Origin of the sequence: Paenalicyclobacillus ferrooxydans (assembly GCF_001399675.1) — a bacterium.
Classification (GTDB): Bacteria; Bacillota; Bacilli; order Alicyclobacillales; family Alicyclobacillaceae; genus Alicyclobacillus_B; species Alicyclobacillus_B ferrooxydans.
Window position 1 is genome coordinate 23,553 of the sequence record NZ_LJCO01000097.1, and the last position, 11,984, is coordinate 35,536.

8 protein-coding genes, 3 tRNA genes and 1 rRNA gene are annotated in these 11,984 nt (G+C 51.5%); 3 read left to right on the plus strand and 9 right to left on the minus strand.

Annotation, left to right across the window (positions count from 1 at the left end; all coding sequences use genetic code 11):
• Positions 1-148: 148 nt before the first annotated feature.
• The 3 genes from AN477_RS21920 to AN477_RS21930 all read right to left on the minus strand — a co-directional run bounded on the left by AN477_RS21920 (position 149) and on the right by AN477_RS21930 (position 2,671).
• Positions 149-222 (minus strand) — tRNA-Gly (locus AN477_RS21920).
• Positions 223-399: 177 nt separating this feature from the next.
• The gene (gene fni, locus AN477_RS21925; RefSeq protein ID WP_083486566.1) at positions 400-1,518 is read right to left on the minus strand and encodes a type 2 isopentenyl-diphosphate Delta-isomerase; all 1,119 of its coding nucleotides are present in this window, start codon (positions 1,516-1,518) and stop codon (positions 400-402) included.
• Positions 1,519-1,663: 145 nt separating this feature from the next.
• On the minus strand, positions 1,664-2,671 hold the full coding sequence (locus AN477_RS21930; RefSeq protein ID WP_054971318.1) for a COX15/CtaA family protein: 1,008 nt from the start codon (positions 2,669-2,671) through the stop codon (positions 1,664-1,666).
• 363 nt (positions 2,672-3,034) lie between these two features.
• Here AN477_RS21930 and AN477_RS21935 point away from each other — a divergent pair.
• From AN477_RS21935 to AN477_RS21945, 3 genes are all read left to right on the plus strand, one after another.
• A tRNA-Gly gene (locus AN477_RS21935) sits at positions 3,035-3,109 on the plus strand.
• 13 nt (positions 3,110-3,122) lie between these two features.
• Positions 3,123-3,199: transfer RNA gene (locus tag AN477_RS21940), tRNA-Ile, on the plus strand.
• A 169-nt stretch (positions 3,200-3,368) separates the two neighbouring features.
• Positions 3,369-4,472 (plus strand): alpha/beta hydrolase family protein, encoded by a 1,104-nt coding sequence (locus tag AN477_RS21945; RefSeq protein WP_054971319.1) that lies wholly within the window; start codon positions 3,369-3,371, stop codon positions 4,470-4,472.
• A 545-nt stretch (positions 4,473-5,017) separates the two neighbouring features.
• Here the strand turns inward: AN477_RS21945 and AN477_RS21950 are convergent.
• From AN477_RS21950 to rrf, 6 genes are all read right to left on the minus strand, one after another.
• Positions 5,018-5,857 carry an anti-sigma factor gene (locus AN477_RS21950; protein ID WP_054971320.1) on the minus strand — a complete coding sequence of 280 codons (840 nt, stop codon included), beginning with the start codon at positions 5,855-5,857 and terminating at the stop codon, positions 5,018-5,020.
• Positions 5,850-6,425, minus strand: a complete 576-nt coding sequence (locus tag AN477_RS21955) for an RNA polymerase sigma factor (protein WP_054971321.1) — start codon at positions 6,423-6,425, stop codon at positions 5,850-5,852. The genes AN477_RS21950 and AN477_RS21955 overlap by 8 nt, the downstream gene beginning before the upstream one ends.
• A gap of 195 nt (positions 6,426-6,620) precedes the next feature.
• Complete coding sequence (locus AN477_RS21960) at positions 6,621-8,246, minus strand: hypothetical protein (protein ID WP_054971322.1); 1,626 nt, start codon at positions 8,244-8,246, stop codon at positions 6,621-6,623.
• Between the two features lie 241 nt (positions 8,247-8,487).
• Positions 8,488-9,513: a spore photoproduct lyase gene (splB, locus tag AN477_RS21965; protein ID WP_054971323.1), complete on the minus strand. Its 1,026-nt coding sequence runs from the start codon at positions 9,511-9,513 to the stop codon at positions 8,488-8,490.
• 33 nt (positions 9,514-9,546) lie between these two features.
• On the minus strand, positions 9,547-9,858 hold the full coding sequence (locus AN477_RS24855) for a hypothetical protein (RefSeq protein WP_054971324.1): 312 nt from the start codon (positions 9,856-9,858) through the stop codon (positions 9,547-9,549).
• A 2,019-nt stretch (positions 9,859-11,877) separates the two neighbouring features.
• Positions 11,878-11,984 (minus strand): 5S ribosomal RNA (gene rrf / locus AN477_RS21980); the annotation flags it as partial.

The following is an 11,984-nucleotide window of genomic DNA, read 5'->3' on the forward strand; positions in this document are numbered from 1 at the left end:
CACCCCACTCAGCTACCGCCTAATATACCTTTTTTCTACCACAACATGTCGTACCAATCTACAGTCTTAAACAGGCGCTCAAATACTCTATTGTATAACACAAAACCGCCTTAGCTGTTGTCAGTCTAAGACGGCTTACCGTTATCTATGGAGCGGGTGATGGGAATCGAACCCACGCGACCAGCTTGGAAGGCTGGAGTTCTACCATTGAACTACACCCGCATGCGGCCGTGTCAATCACCACTAGCAATTCGATACAAAGTGTATTTTACACACTTTCCAGGCAGACCGCAACTGTTAATTTAACCCGGTTTCTACTACAGACTGAATCGACCAACTGAAGAGACCAACTGAAGAGACCAACTGAAGAGACCAACTGAAGAGACCAGCGAAGTAAGGTTAGCCATGGCGAGATCTTGAGGCGAGCATTTCAATATTAATCCCGCGTGCACCAGCCCAATCCTGACTATCCCCAGTCACCACAATGGGCATTGTTCGTAAGTCATCGACGGACTGTGCGCCGAGTGCAAGCATAACGCTCCGCAGGTCGTGGAGCCATGTCCCAATGGTATCCGACACGGCCTGTTTTCCGCCTTTATAGAAGACTCTCAATACAGCGCCAGCAACGCCAACCGCATGTGCTCCCAGTGCCAGTGCTTTCGCCATATCGAGTGCCGTTCGTATGCCGCCCGAGGCTAAAAACTCGATACTGTTCATAAATCGCTGCGCTTCGAGCAAGGAAATGGGTGTAGTTTGGCCCCAATCTTCAAACACAGAGCGCTGGTCCTTACGGCGCCGGCTTTCGATCCAAGCAAAGTTGGTTCCTCCGCGCCCGCTAACGTCAATTACTTTGACCCCAGCGGCTGCAAGTTCCGCGTAGAGTTCCATCGACATTCCGAAACCGACTTCTTTTACGATAACAGGGACCGGACTATCGTTAAGGATCTCTATAATATTCGCGCGAACGCCCTTAAAATTGCGATCTCCTTCAGGCATGACGATTTCCTGTGGGAAATTTAAATGGAGTTGAAGGTAATCGGCTTGGATCATCTCAACAGCTCGAAATGCCTCGTTGGCAGGTACGGCGCCACTGACGTTCGCGAGAACAAGCCCATCTTGCATTATTTCGCGAACGATTCGATATGTATCAACCACTTTCGTGTCAGCCAATGCCGCGCTTTGAGAGCCCACAGCAATGGCTAAGCCATGTTTACGGGCGACTTCCGCCAAGTTTTGATTAATCACCTTTGCTTCGTCTATGCCTCCTGTCATCGCATTGATATAAAGCGGTACAGACCACGTGTGATCGGCTACACGAGTCGTCAAGTCGATGTCCTGCTCGTTTAGTTCCGGCAAGGAATGATGCACAAACCGAATGTCCTTCCACGCATCCGTCTGCGACTGCTCATTGTACTGCACAGCAAGGTCAATATGATGGGCTTTGCGTGTTTTACGCAGACGCAGTTCACTGTCTGACTGACCCTCGTTTACTTCATTCTGGTAATTATCTCTCGTCATAAAAGTCACCTCAAATCACATCAACAATCTGACTCTCAGGATACTTTTGAATCGCAAACAGAGCATCCTATGGTTCTGCGAGACGGCTAAAAGAACGGGACCGGAGTTCCGGTCCCGTTCAGAAGTTGCGCGGAACTTATTCCATTTAAGCCAGTACTGACTTTTTCCTGGTCTGTTGACCCCGCTGTTCCTGGCCCCCTGTTGCCCGTTGACGCTGTGGCTCAGGCAAAACCTGAATCGCCATATAACCAACAACCGCAAACAGAGTGGTTACGAGTAAAACATGAATGATAAATGCCCACATGGCTAGCAGCGAGTATATCAGCAGTGCGCCGCTGACGGCTTGCATCAATGTCAATATGAGTGCTAACAGGCTGCTTTTGAATATTTCTGGCCGGTTCTTCTGTTTCCGGGCTCCGGCGACCAAACCAATCAGCAACACAACAAGTCCTAACGCGATGGACCGGTGCATCACATCAATCCAGAAGTAGTGCCCGTAAATTGCAGGATTCTCGGTCGGAAACGGCCACCCCTGCAAAGCTCCACCAGCGCCGGTGGCAGCCACATAGGAACCAAAATAGATAGCCGCAAGTACATAAATCAGGGCGAACCAAGTCCAGCGTGCATACGTCTTGCCGACAGGATATGCACGGAGTGGTTGTCCACTGATCAGCAACCCGCGCCTGTCAATTCCACCTACAACAGCTGTCAGCATCGTGACAGCACAAAACGCGATCAATGCGACACCCATGTGTGTTGCGACAACGGCTGGCGGACTGACCATCAATACAGCGAGTGCTCCCAAGACTGCTTCCGCGAACACGAACACGATCGCGATTGAGCTCAAGACTTTCACTTCAATGTACCGACGATACTTCACCCATGTGATAATTGTCAGCGCTATCAGGAGAAACAAGAGTACAGAGACCAATACACGATGCGTGTATTCAATAAACTTGGCGGCGTCCCATGACGCGGGGAACAATCCATGTTGCGTGAAGGGCCAGGTTCTTCCAAGTGACAGAGATGAGTTTGTAAACGTGTCTACAAAACCAAACATATTCACAAGGAGCATCCATACTGTAGTGACCGCTGAGAGCCAATAGGTCTTACTGCGGCGCCCTTCAGCTTGTTGTATCACATCTTCTCTCATTCGCCTCACCTCACTGAATACGAATATCACGCCCTCACCGAGTGATTGTGAACCGTATGAGATCCAGCTATACAGCATGTTATTGTGTGAAGCACTGGTGGAAGTGGATCGTTCATTCATTTGCTCACTCTAGTGCAGGCAAGTCATGGTTCCCATAGATATTTGCCTTGGAGTTTAGTCTACTACAAAACACGAGCTGTATGCACCTGGGGGTACTTGGAGTTTGGCGTGGTTTGTGAAGTGTAGTGTTTCGCCCTTTGGGCAGTACTTCTACTCTTCCGCAGCACCTTCACAGATTGTTAAAGTGAGAGTTGAACGTGTCGTTGAGTCGTGCTACAATCAGTAAGCCGTGATGATAAATTTGCGGAAGTGGCTCAGGGGTAGAGCATCGCCTTGCCAAGGCGAGGGTCGCGGGTTCGAATCCCGTCTTCCGCTCCATAGGTTTTCATGAGGGCCCATAGCTCAGTTGGTCAGAGCGGCCGGCTCATAACCGGTTGGTCCTAGGTTCGAGTCCTAGTGGGCCCACCATAATAGAAATCTTGTGAATCGGCCCTGATGGGCCGATTTTTTTTATGTCATTTCAATACAATAAGCTATCACTTCACAATAAGCGATGACTTCGTCCTGAAACCGAGATGATTTTTTTGATGATTGAAATACACCTTTGCCAATGACGCGAAGTGGGTATAATAACCTCATGAAAATTTACGAAGTCACGTATCTTGTAGACAACCTGCATGTCAAAGGCTACCTCGGTCTGCCCGCAGCCTACGTGGAGTGGCAAGTTGCGAGCCATGTACCATTACAACACCTAGAAGAGGCCGTTCGCCGCGCCGCAGGCGCACCATCTTGTTTGCCGATGGAGGAAGTCACACCGGAGCCTGATTTGAATCATCTCGAAACGACTGAGGAGTCACCAGTCACCGGCCCCGCCTTGACCCCGACCGACTTAGGAACGCGTGTTCAACCGCATGAAAGTGAAGATAGGCTCGGGAGTCCCCCATTCCCGGCACTCCTCTACTGTCGCGGCGGCATCAACAGGGTCGGCATGTCTAGATTAGAGTGGATCGAAACGTTTTGTCACCTTGGATTCGTTGTATTTGCTCCGTGGTACCGCGGAACGCTCGGAACAGACGGGCGAGATGAATTCGGCGGAGCCGACAAAAACGACTCCATCATTGGGTTTCGTATCTTGCAGCAACTTCCCGGCGTCGATGAATTCGATGTGACCATCTTGGGATTCTCACGCGGGGCTATCAACGCCACCTTGACGGCAGTGGCGGAACCAGCTGCACGTGCGTTGATTCTTTGGGGCGGTGTGGCTGACCTTGCTGCGACGTACGAGGAACGTGTGGATCTGAGGCGCATGATGCGAAGAGTCATTGGCGGTACACCGCGGAAGGTGCCAGAAGCATACCAAGAAAGATCGCCCATTTATTCTGTCGAGAGCATTCCGTGCCGCACACTGGTCGTACACAGCACCGAGGACCCGCAAGTCAATATCCACCACGGCAGGGACATGTACGAGGCTCTCGTGCGTGCGGGAAAGGAAGTGGCGTGGCACGGTTATCAAGGATATGCCCACCACTTCGATCCGCTGGTCCGCCACGCTGTCATGGAGCGAATGTTAGCGTGGACCCGAGTTGCTGTGCGGGGTCGATCCAGAGACGGTAGTGATATGAACCCTGCCAGTGGTTCGGTCCGTACCGCGAATGCAGACAGTTCCAGCGGATTGGGTTTCACGCAGCAAAGCAACTTCCTTCCCCGAGTGAATGGCCCGGACATCCTTAACAAGCAGTGAAATCATCAGCCCGAGTTCCAAGACTGCCATCAGGAAGTCAACCGGGATCCCTTCATCAAACGGATCAGACGGTGTAATAAAGAAATGCCCCGCCTGAAAGAAAAAGAAGTTCATATTTAGGAACGCAGCGGAAAAAGCAGCAACCGCACCCAAAACACCGACGAACCGAGGGACAACCCCACGGATATAGAAAATAGCCAAGGTGCTGAAAAACAGTCCGAGAAGCAACTCACCAACCATCACGAGCCACGCGAAGATGACCGCGTGTGGAATAATCCAGGCGTGCAGAATGCTTTTGTAAAATCCATACGGAATCATTGACAAAGACCCTTTGAGGGTGCTGTGCAGCCCTGTTACAAACTGACCGCTGAGGACTTTGTCCAGTCCAGAGACCAACCATTCATAGGCCAAAACCAGTGACACAAACGCTTCAAAACCCCTACGATGGGTATTCACCATGCTCCCCTCCACTCAAGGTTGGATTCACATGGGTATACGCAGAGCGCAGACGGATGGATCACTGTAGAGAAAACTCGAGGCAAAGACTAGGTCTCTGCCTCAAATACGACGGGGCCAAGGGGTTTGGCATCAATTGCTTTTGGTTCAAGGGTAACCGCCACGACCTGGTAGGAGCCTTGCGGCATGATCGAGGCAAACACCGCGTTTCCTTGGCTGTCTGGTGTAAAGACGCCCGCCGAATATGGAACTGAGGAACCACTGTTAATCAACCAGACCTGATATACCTGTGTACCGCCGACTGGCTTCAGGTGAGTAAAATGTATGACCATCTGCGAGGCGCTCTCCGTCTTCGTGACCCACATGGTCGCCGTAGCCCCCGGCATCTTGGAGTTCAAAGCCATAGACTTCTGGACATGCCCAAAAGGTGATGCACCGGTCCGATTAGCCACGGAGTACGTCACACCGGAAGCAATCACCATCAAGACGATCGCTGCAGCAGTGAACGACATCCACGAACGGGTTCTAGATACACTGCGCTGCGCCCGCGGCGGAGTCAGTTTCGCAGTGTCAAGCTTCATCGTTCGCTCCGTAGAATGTACGGTAGAATATACCGCAGAATCTAAAGCGCTCGGACCTGCAAAAGCACCTATGTTTGGTTCTGCAGACGCATCAGCCTTTGGCCCTGTTGACCCTCTATCATCGTCAGTTGCGCCAAGGATGTTATCCAGTACTCGCTGCCGCATCCCGGTTGGGGGTGAAACTGGCTCCATGTCAAACAACAAAGCCTCAGTCACGGCTTCTAGCGCCTTCACTTCTCGTTGGCATTCGGTACAGGTGAGCAGGTGCGTTTTAAATGCACTGCGTTCAGCATCACTTAAGCCGCCGAGTGCATACAACTCTCGCAGAGAACACAAGCTGTCAGACACTGCTGTTCACCCCCGTTTCCGATTGCAACTGCGTGCGAAGTTTAGTCATTGCGAGTCGTACTCGGCTTTTCACCGTGCCCGTTGAAAGCCCCAGTTCATCTGCCACTTCCTGCTGCGTCTGTCCAAGAAAGTATATGTGTTCAATAACCTGTCGCTGTTCAGACGGCAAAGATGATATTGCCCGTTTGATATGCTGCCGAGTGCTGGCTGCTTCAGCGAGATCGTCCGGTCCAGGAGACGGATCCAAAACCTGAACGAGAGCTTCGTCTCCCGAATCTGTATGCTGATGACGCTTTGTGCGCCTGTGATAATCTATCGCAGCATGTCGTGTAATAGATAGCAACCATGTGCTAACCTTGCCTTGCGTCGGCTGGTATCGAGCCGTCGTTCTCCATATTTTCGTGAATACATCCTGAACAACCTCTTCCGCAGCACTCGCATCCCCAGTGCAACGATAAGCAAAACTGTACACCAAACGCTCGTACATGTCATACAAAGCAGCGAGTGCATCCTTCTCTCCCGCCAAAATCCGCTCCAAAATCAGCTCTGCAGACATTTCGTCGTTCATAGGCACCCCCCCCGTAGCGTGTGCGGCAACATTCGACGCCTATTATACCAGTGCGTTTAATTTTGGCATACGCTCGTGTCCGAGGCGACAGAATGCCGCCCTCGTTATCACGAAGGGGCGGCATCCACTGAGCTGAAAGGTGCTGTTCTCCAGGGGATCTGACGCTGAACTGATTCGTTCCCCGATGTTCCATGGTCACTTAATGTTTAGTGTCGATCCACTCCATGAGGATTGAATTCCAGCGTCCGAAAGGACTTTCATCACGTCACTTGCAGCCATGTATGTTGTTTGCGTGCGTCCATACGGATCGGGCGCTATCAAAGCATCTACATGCCCGATTGTTTTACCGTGAATGACGATGGTGTCTGTCGATCCGTTAAAAGATGAATTCATATTGCTCTGGTACGGCGTGGTCAGCCACCATGCAGAGCCGTTCCACTTACTCATCACACCTTCCTGACTGAGCGCCTTCATAACATACCAAATGGGTACATATTCTTCGCTCTTGTTTGTTTCAGGATTGATACCCCATACGCCAAGCGGCATTGATACACTCCGACCTGTTACGTCAACGGAAATAGCTGTCCAGTTCCACATATCGGACGAGCTTGCGAACTTCTGAGGCACCTGAGATACAATGCCTGACGCTAAGGCCCCGCCAACATCAAACATGTGGTTATAGGAGGTAACGTACTCACTCCACTGATTCTGGTAGTCATGGTTGACGAAGTCAGTAAAGGAGGCGATCAACTGCTGAACGTGGATCTGGAGGTTATCTGCGATGGCACTCGATGGAAGGCCCGTCGCACTCGACATGAAAGCTGAGAACTTGGCTCTGTATTGAGCGAGGTTATCGAGAGCCTGCTGTTGACCTGCACCATCCTGCTTTGTTGTTGCCTGTACATAGGCCACAAAGTCATTGATATGCTGCTGCCACATCGCTTTGAACTGACTGGCTGCGGCATCTCCGTAGATAGACTGGATGGCACTGGTCAATTGGTTGGTATCCGTTGACAGCTGTCCTGCCAATGCACTAAAGTCAGCTGACCCAGCGTATCCCGCATACATGGACAACAACGCTAAATCAGCGTGCTCTCCGAGCAGTTCGTCTAGTTGAACACGCAGGTTTGCAGCTGGCGTATCCGGATTGACCTTACCAAACTTCTGGGGGAACTCCTTGACGATTCCGCCTGAAATCGCGTCGCCGACTTGGAACATGTGATTATAGGCTGCAGCAAATTCTTGTTCTGAAGCGGCGTAGTCCTTGTTCTTGTAATCGTTAAACGTGGTGAGTAGTTGATTTACGTGTATTTGCAGGTTGTTCGCCACGGCTGTCTGTGGTAACCCTGTGGCACTGCTCATGAAGCTCGAAAAGTGTTCGCGATACTGCGCGAGTGCATTGAGGGCTTGTTGTTCTCCGGCTGGATCACTGTTCTTTGCTGCCATTACATAAGCCACGAAGTCATTGATATGGCCCTGCCACATGGTCTTAAACTCCGCCGCAGCTGATGCACCAAAGACAGACTGAATGGCTGAGGTCAATTGATCTGTGTTCTGATTTAAAGCCGCAACTTCAGCGTTGGCGTCCGGCGATCCGCTGTAGATCTTCTCCATCGCCAGAATGGCTAAGACAGCATGCTCACCAAGGAGGTTGTCGAGATTGACGCGGAGTTGAATGGCCGCGTTTTGCGTCGTCGGAGTTGGCAACACTTGCGTGCCCATGTTCGACTGGGCTGCCCAAGCTGGAGCGGCAGTGACACTCAGCACAACTGCTGACGTCGCAATGCCAGATAGAAGCTTTGCTTTGTTCCCGAGCTTCATGGATATGTTCCTCCTCGTTTCCTTGTATCGTTGTAAACTTCAACTTTAGATACGATGGAAACGAGAGAATGGATCACAACCAAACACAAATAAATCTGTCTTACTTAAATGAATCCATCTTACTCAAATGTGAATCCATCTTACTCAAATGAATCCGTCTTACACTTATGCACATCAGTCTGACTTACGCCAATAGACCTAACTTACGCCAATAATCCACCTTCCAGTATTGCTCCTAACTTCATGTAAAGTACTCCAACTCGGCTTCAGGGAAATGAGTGTTGATCAAAGACCCCAGAAGCTCCCGAATACGGTCCTGTTCTGTATGGGGATATACGTATTTGTAGATTCCGTAACGTCCCCATTTCATCTTTCGCTTCGTTTCATCTAAATCGAGCTTTGTTTTTGGATAGTGCTTTTCTATCACGCGTTTCGCCGGCTTGGTGAATCGATGTTGAATGAGCTCAAAACTGACATTGGCATGAACCGACGTTGGAATGGCGTCCGCAAGGCGTTTGACCAGGGTTGTGTATCCCTCTTCCCAACCATCGTACAGGTAGATGGGAGCGATAATGAAGCCGAGTGGATAACCTGCCAGAGCCACTTTTCGTGCCGCGGTGATTCGTTCGTCTAAGCGCGCGGTTGACGGTTCGAAGTTTTTGATGACATAATCCGCATTCACTGAAAAGCGAAACCGTGTGTGGCCATTGTGTCGAATTCCGAGGAGAGAGTCCACTTGATCGTACTTGGTCACAAAGCGCAACCGACCGTACTCTTGATCAGCCATAAACTCAATCAATCGTTTCAGGTTGCCGGTGATGTGCTCTAAACTGAGCGGATCCGATGTACAAGCCGCTTCAAACCTTGTGATCTCAGGTTTTCTCTCTTCGATATATTGTGCCGCCTGGGCAAGGATGTCTTCGATATTCACATATACACGAACATACGGCTTTGCACCGAGTGTGGTTTGGAGGTAACAGTAATGGCAATGCCCGAGGCATCCGGTCGAGATGGGAATCGCGTACTCCGCGGACGGTTTTGACGAGTCAAACTTCAGGGTCTTACGCACGCCAACAACCAGCGTCCGCTTTGAGTTGGCGTAGACCTGTAGTTCTGTATTGCCAGGAATCCCGGTGATCCGATTGTGAGAGGTCGTGGTCAAAATCTCCACGTCCATATCTTGAAGTCGTTGTCGAATTTCCTGACCCAGTGAATATTCCATAGCAGCTGGCTCGAAATACGCCCTGTCCGGCACCCAAACTCGCATACGATGTCCCCCCTCGTGCGTCTACCATATCATCTACATTACAGTTTCTTGAGCAGCAACATCCTCAGTCAGGCTCTGGGGCAGCATCAGCCCACCCTCACCATCCCCGGCACCATCCCCGCCACCACCTCTGGCACCATCCCCGGCACCACCTCTGGCACCACCTCTGGCACCACCTCTGGCACCACCTCTGGCACCATCCCCGGCACCATCCCCGGCACCAGCTATGGTCTCAGCCAGCCCTTCAGATGGCTGACGGCCTACTGCCTCTTCAGGTTGACCTGTTTCCGCAACTGAATGTTCTCCAGCCTGCTTCACGGTGCCCGTTGCCTTCACCACCGCCACTGAGGAGAATTCTTCCCACAATATCCTGGTACAAGTCGAACTCACTGTGTTGTGTTTGAAGGCATCTATTCCCGCAACTCACAAAGCTTTCCTTGTGACGTCAAGAGCGGGGCGACAATGGGGTATTGATCGACTAGGGGCCTCGACTCCAGTGGGGAATGAAGTTGAACGGACTAACCTTCCTTTGTTTCGTCTATAGCGAACAAAAGTGCCGCATCGCTCGAACGGGAACGAACAAATCTTCCTCTCTTGCTTCATTTTTGCATGGTAGGTGACATTTAGCGCACAGGATTCCCCTTGTTGCGTCAGTTCACCTACTTTTGAGGGTAGCGAACCCCTACAAGGGAAGTCCTGTTCGTTGTTTCGTCAGTACCTGCCTGGATTCAGCCATCAACGAACATTCTTTCGCTTATCTGCCTAGCCTAGGGAACCCGCTGTATCGCCATTTAACCCGCGCGTGCATCGGGCAGGCCACAGGCCTGCCTTCCACATCCTCTTTTCAAAGTATCGAACAAAAGAATAGAAGGTGCGCGCCTTCGCGCGCCAATCAGTGAGGACAGGGGACGAGCGAGGTCTCCGGCGCAGCACGGCCCGGCGGTACAAACGGAGCCAAGACACAAAAGTTCCTTTGTTAGATGTATAGCGGACAAAAGTGCCGCATCGCCTTAATGGGAACGAACAAATCTTCCTCTCTGGCTCCCTTTGCACATAGTGGCTGACATTTAGCGCACAGGACTTCCCCTGTTGCCTCGATTCACCTACTTTTGAGGCCGGCGAACCCCTACAAGGGAAGTTGTGTTCGTTGTTTCGTCCGTATCCGCCTGGATTCAGCTATCAACGAACATTCTTTCCCTTATCTCCCTAGCCTAGGGGCCCCCCGTGCAACGCCACTTAACCCACGCGTGCAGCGGGCAGGCCGCAGGACTGCCTTCCACATCCTCTTTTTGCTTTGCGTTACTTCCCTGCCTCTCATTCTCTGTTGTCCTTTGCCTTACATTTTCGATGACATCACAGCTTTCAAATTCAAAGTAAAATGCAAAAGACAATGCGTAGAAGGTGCGCGCCTTCGCGCGCGAATCAGTCAGGACAGTGCGCACCGAGCGAGGTCGCCGGCGCAGCCCGGCCCGGCGGTACAAACGAATCTTCCTCTGTATGGTCCATAACGAACAAAAGTGCCGCATCGCCCAAATGGGAACGAACAAATCTTCCTCTCTTGCTCCCTTTGCACATGGTGGCTGACATTTAGCGCACAGGATTCCCCTTGTTGCGTCAGTTCACCTACTTTTGAGGGTAGCGAACCCATACAAGAGAAGTTGTGCTCGTTGTTTCGTCAGTACCTGCCTGGATTCAGCCATCAACGAACATTCTTTCGCTTATCTGCCTAGCCTAGGGAACCCGCTGTATCGCCATTTAACCCGCGCGTGCATCGGGCAGGCCACAGGCCTGCCTTCCACATCCTCTTTTCAAAGTATCGAACAAAAGAATAGAAGGTGCGCGCCTTCGCGCGCCAATCAGTGAGGACAGGGGACGAGCGAGGTCTCCGGCGCAGCACGGCCCGGCGGTACAAACGGAGCCAAGACACAAAAGTTCCTTTGTTAGGCGCATAACGAGCAAAAGTGCTGCATCGCCCAAATGGGAACGAACAAATCTTCCCCTCTGGCTCCCTTTTCACATGGTGGCTGACATTTTAGCGCACAGGACTTCCCTTGTTGCCTCCGTTCACCTACTTTTGAGGGCTGCGAACCCCTACAAGGGAAGTCCTGTTCGTTGTTTCGTCCGTATCCGCCTGGATTCAGCCATCAACGAACATTCTTTCGCTTATCTGCCTAGCCTAGGGAACCCGCTGTATCGCCATTTAGCCCGCGCGTGCGTCGGGCAGGCCACAGGCCTGCCTTCCACATCCTCTTTTCAAAGTATCGAACAAAAGAATAGAAGGTGCGCGCCTTCGCGCGCGAATCAATCAAGACACAACACAAAAAGAGCCCAGCATCTCTGCTGTGCCCTCTGTGTTACTCACTTGCCTGGCAACGTCCTACCTTCCCAGGAACTCGCGCTCCAAGTATTATCGGCGCTGGAGGTCTTAACGGTCGTGTTCGGCATGGGTACGCGTGTGTCCCCTCCGCCAT

What these genes read in the sequence shown, in the direction of transcription:
- splB (WP_054971323.1), bottom strand. Translation starts at nt 9,513, where the DNA reads ATGCGAGTTTGGGTGCCGGACAGGGCGTATTTCGAGCCAGCTGCTATG.
- AN477_RS21960 (WP_054971322.1), bottom strand. Translation starts at nt 8,246, where the DNA reads ATGAAGCTCGGGAACAAAGCAAAGCTTCTATCTGGCATTGCGACGTCA.
- fni (WP_083486566.1), bottom strand. Translation starts at nt 1,518, where the DNA reads ATGACGAGAGATAATTACCAGAATGAAGTAAACGAGGGTCAGTCAGAC.
- AN477_RS21955 (WP_054971321.1), bottom strand. Translation starts at nt 6,425, where the DNA reads ATGAACGACGAAATGTCTGCAGAGCTGATTTTGGAGCGGATTTTGGCG.
- AN477_RS21930 (WP_054971318.1), bottom strand. Translation starts at nt 2,671, where the DNA reads ATGAGAGAAGATGTGATACAACAAGCTGAAGGGCGCCGCAGTAAGACC.
- AN477_RS21945 (WP_054971319.1), top strand. Translation starts at nt 3,369, where the DNA reads ATGAAAATTTACGAAGTCACGTATCTTGTAGACAACCTGCATGTCAAA.